Genomic DNA, 26,023 nt, shown 5'->3' on the forward strand with positions numbered 1-26,023 from the left:
TAGTGGAATTGAGAGAATCAGTGAATTTAATAATGGTTAACGCCTTTCATTGGCTGCAATTATGACTTTGGAATTAGGACGAATTCTGGGTAATCCGCCCTTGATTATCTTATCGCCAGGCCGAATACCTTTTACAACAATGTGGTGGTTATTTAGGGGATCACCAAGAACAACTTCCCGATAAACTGCCCGGCTTTCGCTACTGATGAGATAAACATATTTTTTATTCAGGCTGGTTCCGATAGATTTATTGGGAACGAGTAGTGCTTGTTCCTGTGAAATCCCTAATAAAACCGTAACGTGCATGCCCATTCTCAGCACCCCGTCAATATTCCTAAACTTTGCCCGTGCCCGAATGGTGCCATTTTGGCGATCAAATTGATTGTCTAACGCAACCAACTCACCGCTATAAGAAACTGCGTTAGCACCGAGACGGGTGATTCGAACAAAATGGGTATTAAGCGGCGCACTATCACGAGTGATGTCCATGTAAGTCTGTTCATCCAGATGAAAATCCGCATAAAATTCGTTGTTTTCAACAATCGTTGTCAATAAGGGCGCCGACGCTCCAATAGATACGACATTTCCTACCGTTAATTCAGCTCGGCCAATCCGGCCATCAATCGGCGCTGTTATGTAAGCGTACTCAAGCCCCTTTTTTGCTTGCGTCAACAAAGCCTTCGCCTGGTCTACCTCGGCAACAGCAACCGCATGTGAGGTTTGGGAGGAATCATAAGCACTGGGAGAAATCAGTTTCTTTTCCAAAAGTGCCTTGGCTCGCATCAATGAATTGGATTCCATTTCTGCTTTAGACAAAGCAGCAGCAAGGCGTGCTTCAGCGACGCTTAACGAAGATTTTTGAAGATCAGGATCAACAATAAAGAGTCGTTGCCCCTCTTTGACAACGGACCCCTCCTCGAACAGGATATCTGTGATTATTCCGGCGAGCTGAGGGCGTATTTCTGCACTTTTTACCGGAGCAAGTTGAGCGTCGAACTCCCTTTCCCTGACTACATTCTGTGGAATTATTTCCTCCACATCAACAATAAGCTCAGGCACTTTGCGCGGCTCAGCTTCGGTTTTGGCGATGAACATGAAACAAAAAAAATAAAACCCTATGATTACAGAAAGAATCATCAGGGATATGTAAAAAAACCTATTCCTTACACCGAGATCGAAAGATATATTTTTCACGATTTATTCACATCTACTAAATGGGTAAAATGAAAAAAGATTGCCAAACCAAAGCCATAGGCCAAATGGTTGTACAAACTGGTACCAAACAATCCCACTCCCCCTTTCCAACCGTAAATACCTAACCCGGTGGAGGGGAAAATAATAATAAGTGAAAATACGGCTGCCGAAAGCCCAAGTACTAATGCCGCCGCAGCTACTTCTCTTTTATTCAACAAAAATATACGGGACACAATAAACAGAAGAATTGCAAAAAAAACGCCTATTAAATAGTGCCCTACCATCCCTTGTAATTTTGTACCTCCGGAGGCTAGCAATTCTGCCGGGGTTTTAAATTCGTACACACCGTTAATCCAACCATTAAATACGCATCCGAGGAAGTTTAAATCCATTCGATAAACCCATCCCAGAAGAGCCCCAACCTTATTAAGAAAATCCATCACCAACGTGGCACCTAACCCGCAGAAAAAGACTTTCATAAAAGTTAACGCACTAAATGAGCGATAAAAAAATATATTCATGGAAAATCTCTAGGAAAACCGCAAATAACCAATCACCAGATAACGTTAAGATATATTTAAAAACGACGCGATGGTCATTTGAGAGTAACAACGATGAGACACTTGTGTAACCGAACGAGAGGTCGTATTTGATTCAGTGAGAGCCCTCAAACTGCTCAATAGGTTACCTTCCCGTAACAGAATTCCGTTTTCGCCAGGGTGGATGAAGCTGTTTCCGGTATCCAAAAGAAAATGGTGGATTTTGCACTGTTCCATGCCCGTCTGGCCTAAAGCAAATTGCTTATCAACATTTGCCGTCAGTTCCGGAGGTATATCATCATCAATTTCATACTGTTTAAGGTCAACAAGCTGCCACCCTTTTATTGATTCTTGAGAAATACAAAACACAGCAATATGCATATCGCTCGATTGGCTTTCATCGTCCTCATATGGATCATCAATAACAATTACTAAGATATTATTTAAGTTTTCAGCAAAACTAAAATTACGTGCAATACGTAACGCAGACAACCAGTCACCGGAGACCAACGTATAACAGCCATGAAGCTGAATATTCACTAATCCATTTTCAAACAACACACGTTGATTAAATTTCACATTGTAGTGATTATCCATAATGATGTTATGGGCCTGCTTCAGTGGCCCATCGCTGGTGAATGCCTGTGTAGCCAAAACAACCAGATCGACTTCGTTCTGGTGCACTGACGAGGTTTGAAAGAACTCTTTCACGCAGAGCGCTGCCCGATCAAGTGACCCTGAAGCATTGGAATCAGTGTTGTCTGGCCCACAAGGATTGGCCTCCCAAAAAATAATATCCCGTAAGTAACATGAATTTTTCATAGCAAGCATTAATCGACCAGTCGAAGTTGAAGACTAGAAAATCCACGTAAAAACGGATTTGCATTATAAACAGGTGGCGTATCGGTGAGGCGCATATTGGGAAAAGCCCGAAAGAGCGTAGCGAATGCAATTTCTGCTTCGAGATAAGCCAAGGTTGCGCCCAGGCACACATGAGGACCAAATCCTAATGCGAGGTTATCTTTAGCATTGTCGCGCTCGATATCAAAACGATCAGGATCTGCAAATTTTTGTTCATCGCGATTAGCAGATTGTAATAACAAAATGATGCCCTGATTCTTCTTAACGTTGTTACCATAGATTTCACAATCTTCCTGTGCAACACGTTTCACCATTTGGAGAGGGCTGGTGAAGCGCATCATTTCCCGTGTGGCGTTGCGCATCAACTCTGGCTGTGCCTTTAGCTTGGCAAACTGCTCCTGATTCTGAAGTAGCGCATAAAGCCCCGTAGAAACCAGGTTACGGGTAGTTTCATGGCCTGCAAAAACCAATTGGCCACAATTGGAAATCACTTCTTCCTCTGTTAATAAATCTCCATTTTCCTCAATTTGAATAAGCAAACCTATCAGGTCTGCGGTATCGAGGTTTCTGCGAAAGGGAATTTCTGCTCTGAAAAATTCCATCATTGAAAACAAACCGTGGTTTGCTTTGTCTAACATTTCAACAGTTGGCCCCAATGACCCGGTGAACTCTACGATAGCATCAGCCCATTCGGTGAAATCGCGATAATTTTCATCACCAACACCCAGCATTGCTGCAATAACTTTTGCAGGGAATGGCTTGGCAAATACTTCCATGAAATCAACTTCTTGCTTACCTTGCATATTCGCAACAAGTTCATCTGCTATTGCCTGTATTTTGGGGCGCATGATATCGATAAATCTAGGCGTAAAACCCCGATTCATCAGACGCCGCAATTTGTCGTGTTTTGCCCCATCAAGTAGAACAATCCACATTTTTACAAAACGACTGAACTCCGAATAGTCGGGCCTGATTTCTTCAGGAAACTGGTTAACAAAATGCTCAGCCTTCATTTGTGCCGAGAAGCGCTCACATTTTAGAAATTCCCTTACATCTTCATAACAAGGGAAGATCCAGGTTCCGCCATTCGCTTCGCTCCAATGCATTCGCCCCGTTTGGCGCAATGTTCTGTACACAGGGAACGGATCATTAATAAATTCTGGTGTTATTTTCATATCTCTCATATCCTGATCAGAGTCATATTTTTTGAACGCTACAGGAGCCCCAGTTAGTCGTACCTCCAGATAACATAAACACCCTGTCACCTGATGTTAATTTGGGAGCTATAGTGGTTAGATTAATAATGTTATCGGCAGTGAATGCATGGGCAAATTTGGGTAAATTTTCTACCATTAGTTTATTTGATGAAAATCCCATATAACTGGCGAATTGCTGCATTAAATTCAAAGAATAATTATTGATGATAAGATACTGATAATCATCCGGCTTGCAGTCCGCCTGGTTCAGTGTACTGGCGGCCGAGTCAGTAATACCGCGCATAATTTCCATTTGTTTTTTTAAGCCATCCCCTCGCCCCAAGGTATTGAGATAAGGATTGAAAACCTGATGAAGCGACTCAAGGTTAAAATCTCCCTTTTCTGACGATACCATGAAGGCCATAGCAACATCCGAATTGGTCATAACACCCGATAATGCGCCACGTCGCTGGGTGGGATGATGCGGAATCTGATCAACATTAACGCAGAGAACATTTTTCTTCCCTTCAGCGCGAATCAGGTTTCGTGCTGCACGCAAGAGACTCACAAAATTGCCTGATTCAGCCAAAAACGTTCCGAAGAATGTAGCATTTTTCAATTTTACTTTTCGCTGCAAACAGGAATTGATATAGCGAGAAAAATTCAGTTTGTCTTTTTTTAAATCGGCATGGAGGTAGGCACTTCTGTAACTGTAACTGGTAAAAATAATTGCATCCACCTCATCAGGACTGCATTGAAATTGACTCAAAACTGACTCAACTACATCGCCTGCGTTATCCAGGCTGCAATGACGAGACTTAAAATAATGGACCATGCCATTTTCAATGAGAAGCTCCAACCACCGCTGCTCCTCCCCGGTGGCACATTGAACATCCTTGCGGATGTCACAAGCAATCTCGCCCAGCTGGTAAGCCATTGATCCTATGTATATAGGGGGCTCATTACGCTCACGGTTACCCATAATTCCCTCGAAAAATCATGCCACACACGAAGAACACTCGATGCTTGATAGCCTATGCGGAATTAGCATTCGTAATGCGCCATTACCTTTTCGATTTGGCCGTCAGAATTAAAGTGAAGCACCTCACATAATGAGTTGTTGTTGGCACCTGTCATATGAAGAACGATGGTATTTACACAAACATAAATGCCCATAAGGGAAAAATGCAGGTCCGGATATTTTTTTATTCCGGCGCCAAAATAATCTCTAACAGCGGCTTTACCATTAACGCTTGGTGTGCCAGTTATCTTTTCTGCTAGTGGGGACGCAAGAACAATAGACTCGGAATATAAGCTCATAATTTTTTCAAGATCATGGGTATTCCAAACAGAAACATGATGCTCGGCAATTTCCTTTGCTTCTTGCTTCGAAATAAACTTCACGGTTTCTTCTCCTTAAAAATTAAAGAATTTAACGCCAATGAATTATTATTTTTTTGGCTTTAAGTGTTTAGTTAGCAGCAAAAACGTAAATATTTATTAGATCTTGACACATAAAACATAAAAGTAAACAAATTTAGGTGTCAATGACTTGCTATTTTTATGTTTCAAAATAAACAGTGTTGCAATTAAAACAAATTTATATTAGCGTAAAAAGTAACAGTGTTATTGCCTTCATGTTTATAAAAAATAAAGATATTCCGGGTTAGCTTTCAAATTAAAAATTCTTGAAATCCACAATGGCTGATCAGATTTTTTTCAGCAAAACAAATTACTGCATAAGGAAAATACATGAGCAATTTAAATAACAAGCGCGACCGATAGCAGTGACATTCCAGGTGGCAAGCCACGTAATAAAATTTCAAATAGTAGTATTTGGATGTTGATTGCTTGCTTGGAAAGTTTTGATTCTTGATAGAGTTTTTTCCCTATTTTACAAGCGTGAGGCGCTAATCACTGATTAGCGCTCTGGGATAACTTTTGCTTGAATAATTTCGCGGTTAGCGCATGTGGCTTTGGACCTATGGTTTGCGGAGATTAGAGAGTGGCTAATGCAATAGAGTCAACATTAATAGACCTGTGGTGTAAATTTTTGAAGCTGGACATCTCCCAGGCAAGTCCAGAGACGACGTTTTTTGAATATGGGGGAAGCTCACTTAGTGGAATTGAATTTTCCAGGCAACTGTCGGAAAAACTGGGGTTGATGCTACCGTTAACCTGTGTTTTGCAACACAGCACATTATCATCCCTGCAGAATTACCTTTCAGAAAAGCTTCGGGCATCTGAATCCAACGTGGAATCCAATTCGGCTTTATTAATAGGAACATCACCATTAATAGGAGCATCATCGTCAGATTCCGCACTGGCAGCGATGAGCCCGTTACAGCAAGCTTACTGGTATGGCGAATATCGCCACTATGAGATGGGCGGCCCAGGGACCTGGAGTGCTATTTATGCGACAGATTTTCTGGATGTTCAGAAGTTCATAGACTCTTTGGTTAAGGCTGTTGATCGCCATCCGATATTTCGAGCTCGATTTGACAAGAATGCGATGCTTTCCCTTGGTGAACAATCGGCGGTTGCGATAACCAGAGAAAATATATCGACTTTCACTCAAGCTGAAAAAGAGAAGATTCTACGTAAGAGTGTTGAAGACACTCAAAAACAACTGGGAAGCCTTAGCGATGGCCCTCATCTTGCCATAGGAATTTATGAAGACCATGAGCGCGTTTCGATTATATTAGTGGGGCGCCTGCTTATCATGGACGGTATGTCCGCTGACGTATTTGCCAATGATCTATGGGCTATCTACAACGGCAAGGGTGTTGAGCCAATAAATTGCACTCCGCTAGATTATTTCCAGCACTTGGCTGCATATCGCAGTAGCAGCAACACGAGCTATATGAATGCGGTAACCTACTGGGATGCGCGCTTGCAAACGTTGCCGGGCGCACCGGAACTTCCTAAAAATCGCGCCACAAAATCGCATTCAAATGACTCGGTAATCATGAAGCGTCACGCATTCATGTTGCCAAAAGTTAAATGGGAAAATTTGAAGCGGAATGCCGCTGCGTTCGGCATTACTCCGACTGTAGCGGTGTGTGCAGTGTTCTCTGAAATTCTGTCCAGATGGACCGGACAAAATCATTTCACGCTCAATATGATGCATGGAAATCGATTTCCATTTCATCCTGACGTCGACAAATTGGTTGGATGTTTAAGCGATACACTTTTATTAGAAGTAAAGTTTGACGCTGGTGTTTTTTCGAAGAATGCATTGAGTTTGCAACAGCAACTGTTTTCAGATATGGAGCATGTAGCCGTATCCGGAACAGATGTGCTGAGAAAATTAGCCGCGCAAAAAGGCTATACGGATGGACAACCACTAATGCCAGTGGTTTTTGCGAGCGCTTTAGGCCCCCAAAGCGATCATGAAACAGCATTTTTCATGGAAAAATTTGGCTGGCAGCCAGTAGAAAGTGGATTGCAAACTCCCCATGTACTGCTCGATCATCAAATTTTAGAAAATAACGGAAATTTAATTCTGCAATGGGACGCGCGCGAGGATATTCTTCCCCTGGATTTTATAAGCAGTATGCTGGAAGCCTATCAAAATTTGTTGGGCCATCTTTCATCTGAAAATTCATCAGCCTGGACGCATCAACTTCCTGACTTGTTACCATCCAGACAACGAGAAATCCGTACACTCGTAAATAATACTAGCAAAGACAATAACTCGAATATTCTACTTCACCAAGCTTTAGTAGCTAGTGCACTCGAGTTTCCCCAGCAGCAAGCCCTGCGGACTCTCGACTATTCCTGGAGTTATCTTGAGCTTTTAGCCTGGGCTCAAGCGAGCGCCAGAGAGTTAACAGCACGCCAGCTCCATAAGAATGAATTGGTAGGTGTATTCCTTCCCAAGAGTGCCGAGCAAATTACCGCGACCCTGGCAATTCTTTTGGCGGGAGGTGTTTATGTGCCTATCGCTATAGACACTCCAGTTACGCGGGTTAAGCAAATCGTTGATAAATGTAATCTCCGGTTTCTTTACACTCTGGATAATTCTGATGGCATAGGAGCGCTGGAATTTGAAGGTGTTACAAAAATTCAAGTACCAACCTACGATAAACACTTTGAAGCAAACTTCGACGTAAGGTTTTCTCAAGTACCGTCCGATCTTGGTTACGTTATCTTCACCTCTGGAACAACTGGTATACCCAAGGGTGTGGCTATTACCCATGAAAGCGCTATGAATACAATCGTCGATATCAATCAACGATTCAATGTAACGGACAAGGACAAAATTATTGGCGTTTCCGAGTTGAATTTTGATTTGTCGGTTTACGATATTTTCGGGACGTTTAGCTCTGGTGCAACGTTAATATTGCCAGATCATAAATTGTCAAAAAATCCCATTCATCTATGCACGTTGATCGAAGAATTTAAAGTCAGTGTCTGGAATAGTGTACCAGCCTTTTTTGAAATGTTGGTTGAATATTGTGAATTGCGGGAGCTGGATGCACTACAAAATTTGACGAACATTTTTTTGAGCGGTGATTGGATCCCTATTAGCTTACCTGATCGTATAAAAAAGCTTGCACCGCAAAGTGAATTGATCAGTATGGGCGGAGCAACAGAAGCATCGATTTGGTCCAACTATCATATTGTGAAAGACGTCCCTGCGGATTGGACGAGCATACCGTACGGGAAGCCATTAACGAACCAGTATTTCTGTGTGCTAACCCCACAAATGGAAGATGCCCCCGATTGGGTACCCGGTGAGCTCTATATTGGCGGAAAGGGGCTTGCAAAAGAATATTATGCAGACCCGGAGCGCACGTCCCTCCAGTTTATTCGGCATGCTGGAAACGACCAGTGTCTTTACAGAACCGGAGATTGGGCTCGATATTGGCCGGATGGAACGCTTGAATTTCTCGGTCGGCGGGACACGCAAGTAAAAATTCGTGGTCATCGTATAGAGCTCGGCGATTTGGATGCAGCTTTCGGAAAACTATCGTCCGTAAAGGACTCCGTCAGCATTGTAAATCTCCAAAATCAACAACTGGTGTCATTTGTGGTATTAAAAATTGACACGACACCTGATTCCTTATTAGCGCAGGTATCAGAATACTTGCCTAAATATATGATACCAACCAAGGTAATAATCCTGGAATCGCTGCCGCTTACCGCTAATAAAAAAATAGACCGGTCTGCACTGGCTTCGCTTGCCGAATCTACCGTTAGCGAATTGCCAGATACTATCTCGACACCACTGGAAAAGCTCATCACGGATATCTGGGCGGAGCTACTGAGTGTAGCAACCATACGCTCGAATCAAAACTACTTTGAACTTGGTGGAACATCTATATCAGCAATTCGAATGCTCTCCATCCTGAGTCAAAAACTTAAGAAAGAACTTCCTTTTGGTTTGATCTTTGATGCGCCGACACCAAAAGAACTCGCCGTCGCGATTGAGGCCCTGGTGGATAATGGACCGAGCAATTTAGTGGCGCTGAATAATAAACCAAACCAGAATACAGTGTATTGCGTGCATCCGGTTGGGGGGAATGTATTTTGTTATCGGGACTTTGCGCAATTGTGGCAAGGAAAAGTTTTTGGTGTCCAATCGATAGGCCTCGATAGCGAAGAAACGCCTTTAACCACTATCAAGGAGATGGCTAATGTATATACCCAAGCCATTCTTGACAAACAATTGGCAGGGCCAATATTAATTTTGGGATGGTCCATGGGCGGATTGATAGCCCTTGAAATGGCTCGGATTATCAGCAAAAAAGGAAGAGAGGTTAAAGTAGCCATTCTGGATACCTGGGTTCCCACCGCTACCGGCAATTTCAAAAGCACTTCAAATTTATCCCTCGTTAATGCATTTTTCTCAGACATCACCGAAGGGAAGCATCCTCATATCCTAAGTGAAAACGGTAACGCTGCTGATGACGTATTAATAAAGCGTGGTAAAGAATGGTTACTTGCGCGGGGCATTGATGTTTCGTTGAGTGACGTCATGTTAACGCGACTATTTAATATTTATAAAAGCAATCATATGGCGATTTCATCGCATATTCCGCTTACCACAAAGGCGCCAATTCTATTTATCGATGCTATTCGTCGAGATTCCGCATTACTTGATTATTTGGAGCCGCTATCTCATAGCGATGTGTGGCTCGAAGCACTACCCGATGTGACAAAGCGAGAGATTGATGCAAACCACTTTCAAGTGATTTCAGCTGAGGCATTGCAAGATCTTCTACCCATGGTTGTCGAATTTTATAGAGAGCACCAATGACCATTCCCGCAAAACCAATTTATATTCATTCATTTTCTCATCGGTGTGGTGACTGGATCCCTATCGAAGAAATGCAAGATGCAATTGACAATCAGGCCGCAATCCATCAATTGAGTCGGTTGGGAATACAGCGTTTTTCGAAATTGCAAACATCACTGAACGCACTAATTACAGAGAACCTGGAACGTTCATTAGGACAAGCCAAACTCTCGGCTGATGATATCGATGCGACTATTTTCTTTTCGACAACACTGGACCCCTATATCCAGCATAGCGATGTGCCTATGGCGTTGCATGACCTGGGAATCACTCGGGCAATTCCATACGGTGTTTTCTATAACCAGTGCACTAATCATACGCAGGCGCTTCAATTAGCACAGCTCCTGTGTGCGGAGGGGCGGGCAAACCATATCGCTGTTTTTGGCTATGACGCATTGGATGACAATAAAATATCGCGCATATTGCCAAGCCGCACATCTGTTTATAGTGATGCCTTTATTAGCTGTATTGTAAGTAGAGAGGTACGCAAAGATTCCTATCGAATAGATTCGATAGATCACCTCTATGCACCGGAAATAAGTCAATACAACCGCCCTGAAGATGCATTGCATTTCATTACTGCATACTCCAGGCGCTTCAGCGAAATTTGTCAACAATCCTACAAAAATAACCTGACCAGCTCAAATGAATACAATTTTCTGATTACACCAAACTACAACTTTTCCGTTGTGAAAAACCTTGCAGAAATTGCTGGATTTCCGGAAGACCGTGTTTACCGGGACAATATCACCCGCTACTCGCATTGTTTTTCAGGCGATCACTTTATTGCATTGCAACATCTGGAAAAGGCAAATAAAACACAACAAGGAAATCGTTATCTACTTACTGCCGTTGGAGGCTTTGTGACCTTCAGCGCCGTTACCCTTATGCGGGTTTAGATTATGAACAGCGCTAAATTAGCTAATAAGCTAGCTGATAGGTCTAAGGATAATTTCTATAACGTTTACGAAATATTTGAATGGCCGGAAACGCTACCCAATGACAATTTCTGGTTGGGCGGTGATCTCCTGACTATACATAACACAGAAATTTCCAATGAAGCATCCGAGCATCAAAAGATACATCTAAGCCAATTAGAGACGATAAACCTTTTCTCGATCTTTGCGCATGGTGAAAGCGATTTACTGCAAACCATCCTAAAAAATTGCTTTCGTCCTGATCTTGCGCATATGAAAGAATATTTGATTCATTTTATAGATGAAGAAAATAAACACATGTGGTTCTTTTCAGAATTTTGCCGTCGCTATGACGGTGGAGTATTTCCTAGCCGGAAATTTGAGATGCCTTCTAAATTTTCGCCCGATCTGGAACGACTATTGGCATTCTTGCGGATATTGATATTTGAAGAGATCGGGGATTTTTTTAACGCAAACACCATTAAAAATCATAGCATTCCAACATTTGTTCGAGCAATCCACGAGCGGCATCATCTGGATGAAGTTGGACATATAGCGATTGGATGGAAAATAGCAGAAGAGTTATTAGTGAATTTGAAAACTGTTGATACCTGCACGCTTAAAAATATGATTAGACATATCGACAATTATATCCAAATCTCACTGCAAGGCTTTTATAACCCGGATGTTTATCAACGGGTTGGATTCGCGGAGCCCTATGAGCTTCGGGAAAAGCTTATTTGCCACCCGGGGAGAGTTCAAATTCACAACATCATAACCAAGCGCGCCAGATCAAAATTAAATAATTTATGGACCCTGGTAGATAACAGCGAGGAGAATAACTATGTCGCATGAAATTAAAACGCAAATTAAAACCTGGCTTATGAACAAAAACAACGCAGTGACTTCGGTTGAAGATAATCAGGACATCCTGGCAACTGGCGTTCTGGATTCATTGCAATTCGTGAATTTTCTAATGCTTATTGAAAAGCTGGTTGGCCATCGTATTGAACAGGAATTCATTGTCCCTGAAAACTTTAAAACAATTGACACCATTATTAATCAATTCTTTTCGCCAGCAATGAGTGAGTCATTCGATGAATAACTCTAAAGTGGGATCCACATTTATCACTGTCTTATTGAGACTCATGATAATTCCATGGATATTGCAATCAATTCGCGAGCTCTATCGAACGGGGTATCGTAGAAATGAATCATGTCAAGTATTAAAGGATGCGGAGTCGATCCCTGGAAAAGTTTATCTTTCCTTATCAATTTTCCAGGCTATAGCATCTGCGGGTACTGGCATTGTGATTTCTGCAGGTGCGATTGCAATCGTTCATCTGTCGGACGGCAATTCTACTTGGGCAGGGATTCCCGTCGCACTAGTGTTGGGTGTGTCGGCGGTAGCTTCCATTCCTTTCGCTGTATGGAAGGACAAATGTGGTTATGGGCAATTACTCCATTTAGCATCCTGGTCCGGCCTTGTAGGGGCAATTCTCTGTATTACCTCTTTGTATACAGGATTAATTGCCTGCATGATCCTTGGTTTACTTGGGATAGGTACGGCCACCTGTGCAATTTTTATGAGTCGGTTTTCTGCGATCGAAATGACTGCCCCACAAGAACGTGGAAAAGCATTTTCGTTCGTAATGACTGGTGCAACAATAGGTGCAATTGCCGCACCGTTGATTGCCAGTGCAATGAGCAACCTATTTGAAAAAGTGGAGGGGCAATTATCGGCTCCGTTTATTGTAGCCTTTTGTTGTTATATAAGCGGATTTCCTTTATTAAAGTTTAGTATCCCGCGCGCGCTCCTTTTTACTCCGTTGCTTCAACCTGTAACACAAGGCGGGGGGCGCCAACCTGTCGGCGCGCAACAAAATTCCACGCTGAATATCAGCATTGCAATGATATGCGTGATAGCAACACAAGCGTCGCGTGTTTTATTGATGGCGGTTTCTCCTATTTACATGAAGAACCTCGGTTTCTCTAACGAAGTGATATCAATTATTTTGTCGATTTTCTTTGTCGGCATGTATGGCACTTCTTATATCGCTGGCTGGCTCTCAGACAAAGTCGGGCGTCGGTTTGTAATCAGCGCCGGCGCATGCATTCTGACTGGCTCCTATTTGTTAATCGCTGCAAGTACGCAAATGGCCGTCGTGACTGCATCACTTTTCTTGCTTGGGCTTGGATGGAACTTCTGCTTTATTTCTTCCAACGTAATTCTCACTGATTTTACAAAAGGCCTTTCAAATCCAGGAAAAGTGCAAGGGCTCAATGATGTCCTGGTAAATATTGCATCGGGTTGCGCGAGTATTGCGGGGGGGATTCTCCTGTCCGGTTATCAAATCACCGGCATAGTGATGATAGGTATAGGCCTATCAATTATGCCTCTATTCGCATTGTTGATTTTCAAAGTCATCAACTCTATGTACGCAAATTCGGCAGAACTGGCCGGAGGAAAGTGATATGACTGTATTCGATGAATTTATGAATTTCCGGCAACAGCGTGAAGCTTCCTTGCGAACACCTCACGGTTGGCTTAGCGTGGTTGGATTATATTGGTTAGAAAATGAAAGAACTCGCATTGGGTCAACTGCAGAATGTGATATTCATATAGAGTCCTCAACCCAGTTTTGCATAACCTTTCATCTGTCAAATGAAACCAGAGTTTTTGCCGAGACATCGTGCGCATCAGTGACAGTAAACAATCATCCTTTTAGCGAGGGTGAGCTTTATTCGGATGAAAGTGGTAGTCCGAGTATTATTCGAATCGATTCAATCAGTATCGAATTGCTGCGTCGATCTGGAAAATTCGCGGTGAGAGTACGAGATAGTCGCCAAAAAAAAATTACGCAATTTCCTCCCTTACAGTGGTATCCGGAAACTGAGTCTTTTCGGTTACCGGCAACATTTGTTGCGCATCCGCACGACAAGACTATGCCGATATCATTGGCGCTCGGCGGAACTTATGAGCTATCCAACCCTGGTTACCTGCGTTTCAATTTCAATGGAAACGAATACCAATTGGAAGTAATTAAACAAGGCAATGCGAACCAACTATTTGTTATTTTCAAGGATAAGACCAACGGGGATTATTCTTATGGTGGTGGTCGATTTTTATTTATTCCCTTTGACCTATGGGATGAAAAAGTTTCGGCGCTTACCATAGATTTTAATAGATCTATTTCTCCGCCTTGCGCATTTACTGAAGCTGCTACCTGCCCTCTTCCTCCGGCAAATAATAGCTTGCCCTTTGCAGTAGAGGCCGGTGAATTGAAGCCATACAATTCCTTCGGATAATTATCCATTACGCTTTATTACCCTGTCTCAATTAACGTTCATTTCAATCAAAAAGGAGAAAACTATGTCTTTCGCACTTGAACCTGAATTAACAAAAATTTCCGTTGCAGGCCCTAAAGAGTTTTTCGATATGCCAGAGGAGTATCAAAATTTGGTGATTCGTCAAATGATGGTGCATACGGAAGGCGAGCTTTCAGGTGCTGATGATTATATTCATATTTTTTACCCTATGACCAATGATGCCAATGAAAAGAAAGTGTGTTGTGAGCGAGCTGCCGAAGAGGCGGATCACTACATAAAAGGCGCGAAAGTGTTGTCAGATATAGGGGTCGACACAAGTTATATGCTGGATCAAAAATTAGAAGAGCGAAATTTGTTCGCCACCGAAGCCGTTCAACATATTAATAATTGGGCGGAGCGCGCATTGTTCTCCTTTTTAGGTGAGGCAGCTGTTCTGGAAATGCTTTATGAAATGGAGCAAAGCAGTTACAAACCTATCGCTGAAATGTGTGTGGGTGTAATTAAGGAGGAAAAAGTGCATGTGGCACACGGATATCGAATTGCCAGGGACATGTGTGCAACAGAAGAAGGAAAGCGAGAGATTCAAATCGCACTTGAGCGCTGGTGGCCTACCACCTTGGATATGTTTGGAAAGTCAGAATCAAAACGTTCCAAAGAATACATTAAATGGGGTTTGAGACAGTACTCTAATGAAGAGGCTCGTCAACGCTTCATGGATATTACCAAGCCAAAACTGGAGAAGTTGGGATTGCAAATTCCGGACGATTTTAAAGATAGGAAATTTTTGTAATTTCATATTAATAGATAAAATATTTCAATTTTCATGGTGAATGTTTATTTGACGTTTTGGTGTTATGCATTACCAGGCAACATATGCTACATCAAACCGTCCGTTCACCTCTTGCTTGCCAGAAAATAATCCCGCTAAAGGAATTGTGAAATGAAAAAATCTGATTTGGCAATACTCAAACTCCTGGATGGTGATACCGACTACCTTAGACGATACCTGCGGATTCGAGATATATCGAAAAATGTTCGGGTATCTGAATATCTCATCACCAACGCATGCAATATTCGATGTAAAGGCTGTTGGTTTTTTGAATATGATTTTGATAAAAAATCAAAAGAAGTTACAGATCTACAGAGGCTGGAGCAATTTCTATTAAAAGAAAGAGCGCGTGGGATCAACTCTGCGTTAATTATCGGAGGGGAGCCAACCCTGTTTCCAGACCGGGTAAAGTTGTTCACCGAAATTATGGACAACGTTACTGTTTCAACAAATGGTTTGAAAAAGATGCCCATTAAAGGATTTGAAAGTGTGGCAGTGTTGATCAGTTTGTTTGGAGGTGGAAAGCTGGATGATGAACTGCGGGCGATCAAACCTAATAAATCTACTTTCACTGGCTTATTTGATACAGCACTCGAAAACTATTGTGATGATCCGCGCGCCTGTTTTATTTTTGCAATAACCGAGGATGGCATAGATTACATTGAGGAAACTGTAAGAAAAATACACGACAATGGTAATCGCGTCACGTTTAACTTCTACAGTAAATACGATTCCGCAGACCCTTTGTACCAGAAAGATCGCGATGCGCTTCTAAACGAAGCCCTACGAGTCAAAAACCTGTATCCAAAAACGGTATTAAGCCATCCCTATTACATCAATTCCATTGTCACTGGAAAAACCCATTGGGATAAATTTTCCTATGAGGTTTGCCCTAGCATCAGTGTGGATCATCCTGATAACCAGGAGAGGATCAAAAATGGCAATCCGGTGCTGCCCGGATTTAACGCGTGGGCTGCCGATCTGGAAACTATCAACTTGTGTTGTACATCAGGGCATTGCGATAGTTGCCAGGACAGTCAAGCGGTGTTCAGCTGGTTACTCATGAGCATGGCGAAATTTCGTGGGGAACCGGAGATGCTAAAAACATGGATAGGTATAGCAGAGAGCTACTGGGCCCAGTTTTCCTGGATTAAAAAATTTGATACGGATGCCGATGATATAGATCGCGCATTGGTTACGCCCACATACAATAACTTTATTACATCTGATGCTGTTTTTTAGGAGACGTTATGGCTAAGGCAGTAATAGTAGACAGCCTAAGAACAGGAATCACAAAGTCGTTTCGCGGAGCGCTGCGAGACACTCGTCCCGATGATTTGGCCGCGAACTGTATTGATATGCTTCTGGCCAGAAATCCTGATATAGATCCGCATCATATTGATGATTGTATTATTGGGTGCGCATTTCCTGAAGGGGCACAGGGAATGAATTTAGGGAGAAATATCGCTGTACTTTCGCGAATGTCCCATCGCGTTGCCGGAACGACCGTAAATCGCTACTGTGCCTCCGGGCTTCAAGCGGTTTCGGTTGCGGCAACGCAGATAGCGGCAGGAGGCGCTCAATCTATTATTGCGGGTGGTGTTGAATCTATTTCAACGACGCTGAAATATATTAATACGCGAAAGCTATACAATCCCCGTATAAAGCAAGACGCACCCGGGATGTATTTAGGTATGGACACCGATGAAAACACGGGTGAGTTTATAAAAAATGTTTTCACGTCAATGGGAAAAACAGCAGAAGTTGTAGCAAGAAAATATGGCATATCACGATCAATGCAAGATGAATATTCTTTAATGAGCCAACAAAGAATTGCAAATGCGCAAGCGCTTGGTTTATTTGAACAAGAAATTATTAGTGTGAATGTTCCTGTGATGTCAAAAAAACTGGATGTAGATGGCAATCCTGTTATTAAATACGAAACTGTTTCCCAGGATGAATGTAATAGGCCCAATACGACATTAAAAGGTTTAGCGGAGCTCGCACCATCATTTGAAGAGAATGGATCTGTTACGGCGGGAAACTCCTCACAAATTACCGATGGTGCCGCTATCTGCCTGTTAACCTCAGATCAATTCGCCGCAGATATGGCTCTCAATACCTTAGGTGTTTTTCATGGATACGCCACCTCAGGTTGCCCTCCGGAAGAAATGGGTACAGGTCCTATATTTGCGATAGAAAAGTTACTCCGGCAATTTAAGTTGACCCTGGCAGATATAGATTTAATAGAAATGAACGAGGCTTTTGCTGCTACTACGTTGTACTGCCAATTGAAGCTTGGCATAGATGCTGACAAGTTGAATGTCAATGGTGGAGCAATAAGTATGGGGCATCCGTTTGGAATGACAGGTGCACGTCAAGTCGGCCACATTTTGCGGGAACTGCGCCGACGGGACATGCAACTCGGGATAGTTAGCATGTGTATCGGTGGCGGCATGGGGATGGCAGCTCTGGTAGAGCGAACCTGATAATTGATTGGCCTACTAAGAGAGTGACTAACTCATTAGTATAACAATCAAGCAATTAGATGGATTGGTGATCTGCTAACTGCTTAAAAAAAACAGATAGAGCATTAACTAAACCTGAAGGAATATCCGAATTGCACAAGTTGATCTTGATTCTCAGGATATCCTTGGAATGTAGATTTTTGAGCCTTAATTTTTAGTGCTATTACTATAAACTTACCATCATAAAAAAGCCCAAACAGCTTTCACCAGTTGGGCTTTGCGGCAACAACAAATACTGAGGATTGTTGCTTTTAGTTAACGATCAAGAAATCAAGGAGTCTGCCCCCTTGATCACCTTGATCCCGGTAACTGCAAACCCAGAACAAGCTATTCAGCGACTATCAGTTATCTAAAAAATGAATGTCTGTTGAAAATGCGCAATTTAAGTTACTCAACGCCATAATTAAGTTACTTCCTAAATAAATACCAGATGCCCTTTCGTTTAGAGATGCTTCATATATAGCTACAAGCCAGATTTCAGTTGTCTCATTTTCAAAGGGTTTCAACAATTCTTTTAACTTCATATGATCATTTAAAAATCTAATTAAAAAATCCTCCTCATAGAGATAATCATGGAAAATTTCATAATTATCAATGTCATTTGTAGAGAAGTATCTTTTATCCGTTTTCCAAGATACAACATTTCCCTGCCGCATCGCCTTAATCGGAGAGCGTAGCTTTGGAGCTGCGGATTTTTGATGAACAATATCTCCTTTCGGTACACCGTCCAATACCGAAAAACTGGCGGCATCGAAATCGCTGCCAAAAATATTTAAGTAGCAATAAATTAGCTTAGGCATGACTATTTCCATCTTTCCAAAGTAACTTCTCACAAAGCGTTCATTTGGCCGCATTGTTTTGTTCTAAAAATGGCAATTGAACCATCTTTGCAAGCACAAATATCATAACGAGAATTGGGCATTGCACCATAACTATCCTTGTAAGTATGGCCATCTTCAATAATGGGAGAGCGAGACTTAGGATATTTCGATTTAGGAAAAAATACCCCCCTTTGGCATTCCAATTTTAGATGAAAACTGTTCTACATCAAAGTTGCTACCGAAATCTTGAAAATAACAACAAATTAAATTAGAAATTTTATTTTCATTTATACGTGCTGCTCGCTCAACACGAGCTTGCCATCAGAATAACAAAAGGTACAATTTTGATGTTGGATTACATCTGATTTTAATTCAAATAGAACCATCAAGTCATAAGTAGTCGCTCCTACTAATGCAGGAGCATACATAAAAATCTTGGGGTTTATCGATTTTTTTATTTCTTCACTTGAATATTTCGAATTGAATTCAATGAATTTCGAATACACACCATCCCAATAGCTTGAAAAATCTCTAATATATTTTTCAATAGTTTTAACCCCATCAGCATTAGGTGAACCATTAAGATCCTTGATTGTTACACCCACATCAAATGCAACACCTGAAAGAGAATTAATTTTGTAATCCGACAACCACCTGTCAAATTTTTTTTCAAACAATTTACCCCCCTTGCTATTAGCTAGCAATTATTTAGTAAATCCCCAGTAGTCACAGCGTTTTGCCGGACCAGTGAACAGCCGCGCAAAGTCTGGCCAAACACCGCCATTCTGGACGCACTGATTTCGACAAGCAACGCAAGCACTACTACCAAACAACGGGCCAGTCTGAGATTGAATGCTGGAACTCAAACAATTAGTGAAGTGATCGTCACAAGTTAATCCGCACCCATCTGCACCCCCGGGCTTTCCTGTGCCTACTAATACAACTGTAGGAATTAAAAAGCCCCGATGCAATCGTTAATGCCTTTACCGCTGAGATGCCTTGTGCTTCTTCTGTTTCAATGGAGAAAATTTGTTCTGGTACCAAATGGTTCACTCGGCACATCCATGTACCTCACCCTTCGGGCAGCTTCGCCGTGAAAAATAATTTCCATATTATTTTTTCATGGCACTCATACGTGCACCAATACTTTGACCGAAGGCTATCGATTCCTGTTTGTTGTTGGTTTTGCTGTTGCGGTGCTGTTTCATGTGGTCAATATCCATACTCAGACCAGCGAAAGTGACATTCCTTGGAAGACCATACCACAAAATTGCCGGGAGCAATTTTGGACAGCTTTAGCTGGTCCGGAGGACAACCTCCATGGATGGAAGTTGCAATATTGCGTGTGCAGATTCGTACTGAAGGTACCGTAACTGGGCAAGCGATAGTTGATGATATCGGAACTTTGCGCAGCGATCTGGTCTTGAAGGTCGTTTAAGGCGAAATAATTAAATACTGTGCCGTACAGCAAATCACCTACAAGGTTGTGTTTGGTGAGTGTAGCGAGTTGCACTTCACTATTACTTTCGAGTTTCGCTTTGGTCGCTTCGAGTTGTCGTTTTAAACGTGCCGCTTGTTCCGGTCGACGCCTTGCAGATCCAAGCCGATTACTCTGTAACGACCAGACGCGGGATGGTTAAATGCCTCTGTCTTGCATATTTAAAATATTATATGCCACATTTTCCAACTATGTAGTTATGAGAATAAAAATCATCAACAGGACAACGACAATAAATCTATTAACTTTAACTATGCCTTTTAACACGCTTCCATCAAGCCAAAACTGGGCAGCCAACAACATCCATAAAATAAAATTGATAAAACCACTTTCATTTAGTGAAATATATCCAATAAAAGCACAATTCAAACCTATTATTGATCGAATTATAAGCCATATTAAATAGACGGGATTCTTAATTTTTTTTGAAAATTCTTCATTCATTTGATTTCAACTCTGCATCGTTTTACATCTTCAGAGAACAGAAAACCTAATATGTTAGTTAAGAATCGATGGAGCTTCCCTCTCGATCCACTCTACCCACCAATTCAATCAGTATTTTTAATTCATTAGAAGAGTAAAAAACACAGGGAATAATCTCAAAATGATTTCTGGGACCTGATCGATCTCGAAAAACAATTATTCCGTAATAGAGTCCACCAATCACTTCTACACCACCACTGCCCACTCGGATAGCAGATAAAACACTATTGAACGGCCATCTGTTTATTATTGTAACAATCGAATCAGTTTTATTAAAGTCGATTGCCCTTGATAAAAAGTATAAAATTAATGCAAATAACACCTCCCAGCCATAAAAAAACTTCCATTCAATATCAAAAAAATGGAACAAGGCTACTGAAGAAATTACATTCAGTATTTTGAATATTAAAAAAATGCATACTATACAAATGTAATTAGGGCTTAATTTCATGGGCACGTCCCTACAACGCTATCTGTTAATAAATTTGCTGCTGTCGGAGAACCAATAACTGTTAAAAATGCAGATAGAATTGCGTCCGATGATATTTTTTTAGCAATTAAAGATTTTATTAATCGGTAACTTGAAAAATACGCAAATAGGCCACCTATTGCAGCATTATATGAGTAGCCTGAAATTTTGCATGCTGTCGTTGACTCAAAAATAATTCCGAACCCCTTTAAGAGTAGCCCCACTACCGAGGCAATTGCAATCATAGTTACAAACGCCAAGCCCGCAATAGAAGCTGCACCTGCAGCGAGAATTGGGCCTAGCATAAACATAAAGCCGATGAACATTGCAAGCACTAGAGCGAGAGCAATACCTACCAACACTCCCCCATTCCCCCCGCCAGAAATCATGTAGACACCAGCACCAGTATCCTGATCTATTAGCGTATAGCCTTCACCAACCCAGCCATTAAAATTAATTCGGGTTTCATGGGCAGTTGCAATTTTTCCGGCATTCACCGCATTGCGAATATCGTTTTCAGCTTCCGCACCCAAATTAATTCTACTGAGGGCGAGATTCACATTGTCGTTGGTAATTGTCCAGATTTTTTGGCCTTGCTGGCTAGCTATTGCCAATGCCTTAACGGCACTGATGCCTTGAGCCTTTTCTGTTTCAGTGGAGAACATTTGTTCTGGTACCAAATGGTTCACTCGGTACATCCATGTACCTCGCCCTTCGGGCAGCTTCGCCGTGAAAAATAATTTCCATATTATTTTTTCATGGCACTCATTCGTGCACCAATACTTTGACCGAAGGCTATCGATTCCTGTTTGTTGTTGGTTTTACTGTTGCGCTGTTATTTCATGTGGTCGATGTCCATCGATAAACCACCGAAGGTGACATTGCGTGGTAAGCCAAACCACAAAATTGCCGGGAGCAATTTTGGACAGCTTTAGCTGGTCCGGAGGACAACCTCCATGGATGGAAGTTGCAATATTGCGTGTGCAGATTCGTACTGAAGGTACCGTAACTGGGCAAGCGATAGCTGATGATATCGGAACTTTGCGCAGCGATCTGGTCTTGCAAATCATTTAACGCAAAATAATTAAATACTGTGCCGTACAGCAAATCACCTACAAGGTTGTGTTTGATGAGTGTAGCGAGTTGCACTTCACTATTACTTTCGAGTTTCGCTTTGGTGGCTTCGAGTTGTTGTTTTAAACGCGCGGCTTGTTCAGGGCTTGCGCCTTGTAAATCCAAACCGATAGCGCGATAGCTACCAGCTGTTGGATGGTTAACACTGGTTTCCCAACCTTCTTTCGGGCTCCATAAGCCCATTTCTTCATACAGCTCACCGCCCATTTTCCCGGCGGCACCAGCCTTGATGGTTTCACCATTAATAGTGAATTTGCCGACGATGTCGATTAAATAACCCCGATAGTGTTCAAGTGCGTCAGCTTGATCAATTTTTTGACTATCATTTCAAAGCTCCATCTAAGCCTCTAACGACATCAGAATCACACTATAGCTCTTGAGCTGTATATTATCTTTTTTTAGTGGCGACAAAATTTAAAGGCAGCATTATTACGAGCCATGAAAACGTGGCATAACCTAGCACTTCAATGCTGCTTAATTTCCCTTGAAAGAAAAAGTTAATCAAATAAATTGATAGGAATCCAAAGATATATTGAATAAAAAGAGAAACAATTAATTTTCAATTACCGTTCATTTTTACGGAACTCCGCAAGTTGCAAAGGCTGTTACTGTACCAACCACCTCACCAATAATGCCGGAGGGGACAGGATTTGCTAGCGAGGACAAAATTGGGAATAATCCAGCAAGCCAGACCAACACCGCCCCGATAGCGCCGCCGAAAAAAGTAAATCCTACACTGGAGACTGTAAATAAATCTGTGTAACTGTTTATCATTAACCTCATATAGGCAGGATAAACAGTATGAACAAAAAAGACCTTGAAGCCTTTGCGCGCGAAGCAGCAAAGCACATGAAGACTGAGAAAGACCTGAGCGACTTCAGTCAAATGCTCACCAAAATCACCGTTGAGGCAGCTCTCAACGGTGAACTTGATGCCCATCTTGGCTACGAGAAACACCAAAAATCAGGTGCTGCCAATAGCCGCAACGGCTACACCACCAAAACCCTGAAAACGGAAGACGGTGAGATGGAGCTCAAAACGCCGCGTGATCGCGAAGGCAGCTTTGAGCCGCAGTTGGTGAAGAAACACCAAACCCGCTTTACGTCGATGGATGACAAAATACTAAGCCTCTACGCCAAGGGCATGACCACCCGCGAAATCGTAGCCACTTTCAAGGACATGTATGGTGCAGACGTCTCTGCTACTCTTATTTCCAAAGTGACAGATGCTGTTATTGAGCAGGTCGTCGAATGGCAATCGCGCCCGCTGGATTCGGTTTATCCTATTGTTTATCTCGACTGCATCGTGGTAAAGATTCGCCAGGATAAGCAGGTTATCAACAAATCCATTTACCTTGCATTGGGCGTTACCATGGAGGGCCAGAAAGAATTATTAGGCATGTGGCTCTCGGAAAATGAAGGCTCAAAATTTTGGCTGGGCGTGCTGACGGAGCTACAGAATCGCGGTGTTCGAGACATTTTGATCGCATGCGTTGACGGGCTAAAAGGGTTTCCGGAGGCGATTAACGCGGCCTTTCCCGAAACGCAGATTCAACTGTGCATCGTACACATGGTACGCAACTCAGTGAAATACGTGCCGTGGAGGGACTACAAAGCCGTTACGGCAGACCTGAAGCGAATTTACCAATCCATCACTGAAGAAGAGGCACTGCTGGCGCTCGCGCAGCTCGGTGCGCGCTGGGATGAAAAGTACCCGCAAATTAGTCGCTGCTGGCATACCCATTGGGAAAATATACGCACCTTGTTTGCTTACCCTGAAGACATTCGTCGCGCAATTTACACCACCAACGCGATTGAATCGCTGAATAGCGTAATCCGTCAGGCAATCAAAAAGCGCAAATTATTTCCAACGGATGAATCAGCCAAGAAAGTGATTTTCTTGGCAATCCAGGATGCCTCCAAAAAATGGACTATGCCCATTCGCAATTGGAGAGCAGCGCTCAATCATTTTATGATTGTGTTTGATGAGCGATTGATGGATTATCGTTGAGCTGGCAGTTACACAGAATTTTTTACAGGCTCCCTACACTGTAAACTTTTGAAGCCAAATCAGTTTTGCCTAATCCAGCCAAGACCATCGCCAATCCCTGAAAAAAAATTGACAGATACCCACTAATCAACCCAAATGCCAGTAGCGCTCCAACACCTCCTGAGACTAGCGCAAAAATACCCAACATAAGGATACCGGCTAACCCAATAACCATTAAAACTGCCCCATTCCCCCCACCCGCAATCATATAAGCACCCGCTCCCGTCTGCGGATCTATCATCGTATAACCCTCACCAACCCAACCATTAAAATTAATTCTGGCTTCGTGAGCAGTTGCGACTTTCCCTGCATACACAGCATTGCGAATATCGTTTTGAGCGTCTGTACCTAAATTAATTCTGCTGAGAGCGAGACTCAAAGTACCTCACCCTTCGGGCAGCTTCGCGGAGAAAAACGGTTAGCGGTTCGACGATACGTTAGATTGATGTACTTGACGTATTTACTACCCAGCGATTACACATGATTGCTCATTAAGAAAAAGGTATGAACCGCAACACTAAATTGCTCTTCTGATATTTGCAATTGTTGCAAATAAAATGCGGCTTATTTCTCATCAAAAGAACTCGCAGCCCGGTTCTTGCCTCGCTGAATTATGTGATGTGAGCACCCTGCCACGCACAACCTCGACAACGTTGCCATATACCCCTCATTGGAATGTAGATTTTTGAGCCTTAAATTTTAGCTCGACTACTCTGAGCTTCCCATCATAAAAAAGCCCAAACAGCTTTCACTAGTTGGGCTTTGCGGCAACAACAAATATTGAGGATTGTTGTTTTTAGTTAAATCTCAAGAGATCAAGGAGTCTGACCCGCTATCGTCCAAGTTTATCTTTGGCGCCATCTCATACGACACCTCTAAAAAGCTCAAAACACAACAACACGCCCCCCATCAAAATCGACGCAATTTGAAATCTTTTTCTAGGCAAGGAAAACTTTATTGCTCCTTCATCAGAAAAAAAACCAATAAAAATTAACACCAATGCGAAGATGTAAATCATGGCTATTTGTCTCTAAAAATATTCATCCTGAAGCGCAAAAATTAAACTAAGAACACCTATAACTACAGCAAACCGCCCTTTCCCATTTAACTTACCCCACTTGGTTATACCTTCATGTCCTTGTGCAACTCCAAGCGAGAATAAAATTCCATTTCTGAAGGAAGTAAGTGCTTTATCCTTGTCATCCGACATTGCGATCATTGTGATTGCTACACTTAAAATAATCAACGTAACTAGCGCAATAGCTCCTAATAATACGCTCAGGGAAACACCCCCTAGCGCTAACAACCTTGCATAGGGGCCATAATCGGTTAAGCCAGTAACAATTATTTGAATCAATGCGCCAAGCGCTGCGCCTAATGCAAATAGGTCCGCACCATTCCCCCCACCCGAAATCATATACGCCCCAGCACCCGTATTCGGGTCAATCAGCGTATAACCTTCACCAACCCAACCATTAAAATTAATGCGAGTTTCGTGGGCAGTTGCGATCTTTCCGGCATTTATTGCATTGCGAATATCGTTTTCAGAATCCGCACCTAAATTAATTCGACTGAGTGCGAGATTCAAATTATCGTTGGTGATTGTCCAGATTTTTTGACCTTGTTGTGATGCAATTGCGAGAGCTTTAACGGCACTGATGCCTTGTGCTTTTTCTGTTTCAGTGGAGAACATTTGTTCTGGTACCAAATGGTTCACTCGGTACATCCATGTACCTCACCCTTCGGGCAGCTTCGCTGTGCAAAACGGTTTTCCTACCGTTTTTTCATCGCACTCATACGTGCACCAATACTTTGACCGAAGGCTATCGATTCCTGTTTGTTGTTGGTTTTGCTGTTGCGCTGTTGTTTCA

At 42.4% G+C, this 26,023-nt stretch carries 24 protein-coding genes; 10 read left to right on the forward strand and 14 right to left on the reverse strand.

What is annotated here, in order from left to right:
• Positions 1–36: 36 nt before the first annotated feature.
• The 6 genes from D0C16_RS12620 to D0C16_RS12645 all read right to left on the reverse strand — a co-directional run bounded on the left by D0C16_RS12620 (position 37) and on the right by D0C16_RS12645 (position 5,194).
• Positions 37–1,194: an efflux RND transporter periplasmic adaptor subunit gene (locus D0C16_RS12620; protein WP_151032707.1), complete on the reverse strand. Its 1,158-nt coding sequence runs from the start codon at positions 1,192–1,194 to the stop codon at positions 37–39.
• Complete coding sequence (locus D0C16_RS12625; protein ID WP_151032708.1) at positions 1,191–1,715, reverse strand: DUF2938 family protein; 525 nt, start codon at positions 1,713–1,715, stop codon at positions 1,191–1,193. The genes D0C16_RS12620 and D0C16_RS12625 overlap by 4 nt, the downstream gene beginning before the upstream one ends.
• A gap of 45 nt (positions 1,716–1,760) precedes the next feature.
• Positions 1,761–2,564: a hypothetical protein gene (locus D0C16_RS12630; RefSeq protein ID WP_151032709.1), complete on the reverse strand. Its 804-nt coding sequence runs from the start codon at positions 2,562–2,564 to the stop codon at positions 1,761–1,763.
• Positions 2,564–3,769, reverse strand: coding sequence for a cytochrome P450 (locus D0C16_RS12635; RefSeq protein ID WP_191968474.1), 1,206 nt, complete (start codon positions 3,767–3,769; stop codon positions 2,564–2,566). The genes D0C16_RS12630 and D0C16_RS12635 overlap by 1 nt, the downstream gene beginning before the upstream one ends.
• A gap of 22 nt (positions 3,770–3,791) precedes the next feature.
• The gene (locus D0C16_RS12640; RefSeq protein ID WP_151032711.1) at positions 3,792–4,772 is read right to left on the reverse strand and encodes a 3-oxoacyl-[acyl-carrier-protein] synthase III C-terminal domain-containing protein; all 981 of its coding nucleotides are present in this window, start codon (positions 4,770–4,772) and stop codon (positions 3,792–3,794) included.
• Between the two features lie 62 nt (positions 4,773–4,834).
• Positions 4,835–5,194: a nuclear transport factor 2 family protein gene (locus tag D0C16_RS12645; RefSeq protein WP_151032712.1), complete on the reverse strand. Its 360-nt coding sequence runs from the start codon at positions 5,192–5,194 to the stop codon at positions 4,835–4,837.
• Between the two features lie 601 nt (positions 5,195–5,795).
• Between D0C16_RS12645 and D0C16_RS12650 the strand changes: the two genes are divergently transcribed.
• The 9 genes from D0C16_RS12650 (at position 5,796) to D0C16_RS12690 (ending at position 17,659) form a co-directional block, all read left to right on the forward strand.
• Complete coding sequence (locus D0C16_RS12650) at positions 5,796–10,055, forward strand: non-ribosomal peptide synthetase (protein WP_151032713.1); 4,260 nt, start codon at positions 5,796–5,798, stop codon at positions 10,053–10,055.
• Positions 10,052–10,993, forward strand: coding sequence for a 3-oxoacyl-[acyl-carrier-protein] synthase III C-terminal domain-containing protein (locus D0C16_RS12655; protein WP_151032714.1), 942 nt, complete (start codon positions 10,052–10,054; stop codon positions 10,991–10,993). Before D0C16_RS12650 ends, D0C16_RS12655 begins: the two co-directional genes overlap by 4 nt.
• 3 nt (positions 10,994–10,996) lie before the next feature.
• Complete coding sequence (locus tag D0C16_RS12660) at positions 10,997–11,866, forward strand: diiron oxygenase (protein WP_151032715.1); 870 nt, start codon at positions 10,997–10,999, stop codon at positions 11,864–11,866.
• The gene (locus tag D0C16_RS12665; protein WP_151032716.1) at positions 11,856–12,116 is read left to right on the forward strand and encodes a hypothetical protein; all 261 of its coding nucleotides are present in this window, start codon (positions 11,856–11,858) and stop codon (positions 12,114–12,116) included. Before D0C16_RS12660 ends, D0C16_RS12665 begins: the two co-directional genes overlap by 11 nt.
• Positions 12,109–13,485 carry an MFS transporter gene (locus D0C16_RS12670; protein WP_151032717.1) on the forward strand — a complete coding sequence of 459 codons (1,377 nt, stop codon included), beginning with the start codon at positions 12,109–12,111 and terminating at the stop codon, positions 13,483–13,485. Before D0C16_RS12665 ends, D0C16_RS12670 begins: the two co-directional genes overlap by 8 nt.
• Before the next feature lies 1 nt (position 13,486).
• A complete protein-coding gene (locus D0C16_RS12675; protein ID WP_151032718.1) occupies positions 13,487–14,320 on the forward strand; it encodes a DUF1684 domain-containing protein in 834 nt (277 codons plus the stop codon).
• A 64-nt stretch (positions 14,321–14,384) separates the two neighbouring features.
• The gene (locus tag D0C16_RS12680) at positions 14,385–15,131 is read left to right on the forward strand and encodes a Phenylacetic acid catabolic protein (protein WP_225318662.1); all 747 of its coding nucleotides are present in this window, start codon (positions 14,385–14,387) and stop codon (positions 15,129–15,131) included.
• Between the two features lie 150 nt (positions 15,132–15,281).
• The gene (locus tag D0C16_RS12685) at positions 15,282–16,412 is read left to right on the forward strand and encodes a radical SAM protein (protein ID WP_151032719.1); all 1,131 of its coding nucleotides are present in this window, start codon (positions 15,282–15,284) and stop codon (positions 16,410–16,412) included.
• Positions 16,413–16,420: 8 nt separating this feature from the next.
• On the forward strand, positions 16,421–17,659 hold the full coding sequence (locus D0C16_RS12690; RefSeq protein ID WP_151032720.1) for a thiolase family protein: 1,239 nt from the start codon (positions 16,421–16,423) through the stop codon (positions 17,657–17,659).
• Positions 17,660–18,039: 380 nt separating this feature from the next.
• On the opposite strand, the gene D0C16_RS12695 is transcribed toward D0C16_RS12690, so the two are convergent.
• The 6 genes from D0C16_RS12695 to D0C16_RS12720 all read right to left on the reverse strand — a co-directional run bounded on the left by D0C16_RS12695 (position 18,040) and on the right by D0C16_RS12720 (position 22,310).
• Positions 18,040–18,498, reverse strand: a complete 459-nt coding sequence (locus D0C16_RS12695; RefSeq protein WP_151032721.1) for a hypothetical protein — start codon at positions 18,496–18,498, stop codon at positions 18,040–18,042.
• Between the two features lie 308 nt (positions 18,499–18,806).
• On the reverse strand, positions 18,807–19,196 hold the full coding sequence (locus D0C16_RS12700; protein ID WP_151032722.1) for a hypothetical protein: 390 nt from the start codon (positions 19,194–19,196) through the stop codon (positions 18,807–18,809).
• A 1,010-nt stretch (positions 19,197–20,206) separates the two neighbouring features.
• Entirely contained in the window at positions 20,207–20,461 is a 255-nt protein-coding gene (locus D0C16_RS12705; protein WP_151032723.1) for a hypothetical protein, read from the reverse strand.
• A gap of 58 nt (positions 20,462–20,519) precedes the next feature.
• Positions 20,520–20,951 (reverse strand): hypothetical protein, encoded by a 432-nt coding sequence (locus tag D0C16_RS12710; RefSeq protein ID WP_151032724.1) that lies wholly within the window; start codon positions 20,949–20,951, stop codon positions 20,520–20,522.
• A complete protein-coding gene (locus tag D0C16_RS12715; RefSeq protein WP_151032725.1) occupies positions 20,948–21,658 on the reverse strand; it encodes a hypothetical protein in 711 nt (236 codons plus the stop codon). The genes D0C16_RS12710 and D0C16_RS12715 overlap by 4 nt, the downstream gene beginning before the upstream one ends.
• A gap of 151 nt (positions 21,659–21,809) precedes the next feature.
• The gene (locus D0C16_RS12720; RefSeq protein WP_151032726.1) at positions 21,810–22,310 is read right to left on the reverse strand and encodes a hypothetical protein; all 501 of its coding nucleotides are present in this window, start codon (positions 22,308–22,310) and stop codon (positions 21,810–21,812) included.
• Between the two features lie 594 nt (positions 22,311–22,904).
• Here D0C16_RS12720 and D0C16_RS12725 point away from each other — a divergent pair.
• Positions 22,905–24,113, forward strand: coding sequence for an IS256 family transposase (locus D0C16_RS12725; RefSeq protein WP_151031701.1), 1,209 nt, complete (start codon positions 22,905–22,907; stop codon positions 24,111–24,113).
• Positions 24,114–24,135: 22 nt separating this feature from the next.
• On the opposite strand, the gene D0C16_RS24030 is transcribed toward D0C16_RS12725, so the two are convergent.
• Entirely contained in the window at positions 24,136–24,531 is a 396-nt protein-coding gene (locus D0C16_RS24030; RefSeq protein WP_191968475.1) for a hypothetical protein, read from the reverse strand.
• A 651-nt stretch (positions 24,532–25,182) separates the two neighbouring features.
• Positions 25,183–25,869 carry a hypothetical protein gene (locus D0C16_RS12735; RefSeq protein ID WP_151032727.1) on the reverse strand — a complete coding sequence of 229 codons (687 nt, stop codon included), beginning with the start codon at positions 25,867–25,869 and terminating at the stop codon, positions 25,183–25,185.
• Positions 25,870–26,023 lie beyond the last annotated feature (154 nt).

The organism is Cellvibrio sp. KY-GH-1 (assembly GCF_008806975.1).
In the GTDB taxonomy this organism is placed as follows: domain Bacteria; phylum Pseudomonadota; class Gammaproteobacteria; order Pseudomonadales; family Cellvibrionaceae; genus Cellvibrio.

Coding starts and splice junctions, on each gene's coding strand:
- D0C16_RS12625 (WP_151032708.1), bottom strand. CDS start 1,715: ATGAATATATTTTTTTATCGCTCATTTAGTGCGTTAACTTTTATGAAA.
- D0C16_RS12630 (WP_151032709.1), bottom strand. CDS start 2,564: ATGCTTGCTATGAAAAATTCATGTTACTTACGGGATATTATTTTTTGG.
- D0C16_RS12635 (WP_191968474.1), bottom strand. CDS start 3,769: ATGAAAATAACACCAGAATTTATTAATGATCCGTTCCCTGTGTACAGA.
- D0C16_RS12640 (WP_151032711.1), bottom strand. CDS start 4,772: ATGGGTAACCGTGAGCGTAATGAGCCCCCTATATACATAGGATCAATG.
- D0C16_RS12655 (WP_151032714.1), top strand. CDS start 10,052: ATGACCATTCCCGCAAAACCAATTTATATTCATTCATTTTCTCATCGG.
- D0C16_RS12660 (WP_151032715.1), top strand. CDS start 10,997: ATGAACAGCGCTAAATTAGCTAATAAGCTAGCTGATAGGTCTAAGGAT.
- D0C16_RS12665 (WP_151032716.1), top strand. CDS start 11,856: ATGTCGCATGAAATTAAAACGCAAATTAAAACCTGGCTTATGAACAAA.
- D0C16_RS12670 (WP_151032717.1), top strand. CDS start 12,109: ATGAATAACTCTAAAGTGGGATCCACATTTATCACTGTCTTATTGAGA.
- D0C16_RS12675 (WP_151032718.1), top strand. CDS start 13,487: ATGACTGTATTCGATGAATTTATGAATTTCCGGCAACAGCGTGAAGCT.
- D0C16_RS12680 (WP_225318662.1), top strand. CDS start 14,385: ATGTCTTTCGCACTTGAACCTGAATTAACAAAAATTTCCGTTGCAGGC.
- D0C16_RS12685 (WP_151032719.1), top strand. CDS start 15,282: ATGAAAAAATCTGATTTGGCAATACTCAAACTCCTGGATGGTGATACC.
- D0C16_RS12690 (WP_151032720.1), top strand. CDS start 16,421: ATGGCTAAGGCAGTAATAGTAGACAGCCTAAGAACAGGAATCACAAAG.
- D0C16_RS12695 (WP_151032721.1), bottom strand. CDS start 18,498: ATGCCTAAGCTAATTTATTGCTACTTAAATATTTTTGGCAGCGATTTC.
- D0C16_RS12705 (WP_151032723.1), bottom strand. CDS start 20,461: ATGAATGAAGAATTTTCAAAAAAAATTAAGAATCCCGTCTATTTAATA.
- D0C16_RS12710 (WP_151032724.1), bottom strand. CDS start 20,951: ATGAAATTAAGCCCTAATTACATTTGTATAGTATGCATTTTTTTAATA.
- D0C16_RS12720 (WP_151032726.1), bottom strand. CDS start 22,310: ATGGGCGGTGAGCTGTATGAAGAAATGGGCTTATGGAGCCCGAAAGAA.
- D0C16_RS12725 (WP_151031701.1), top strand. CDS start 22,905: ATGAACAAAAAAGACCTTGAAGCCTTTGCGCGCGAAGCAGCAAAGCAC.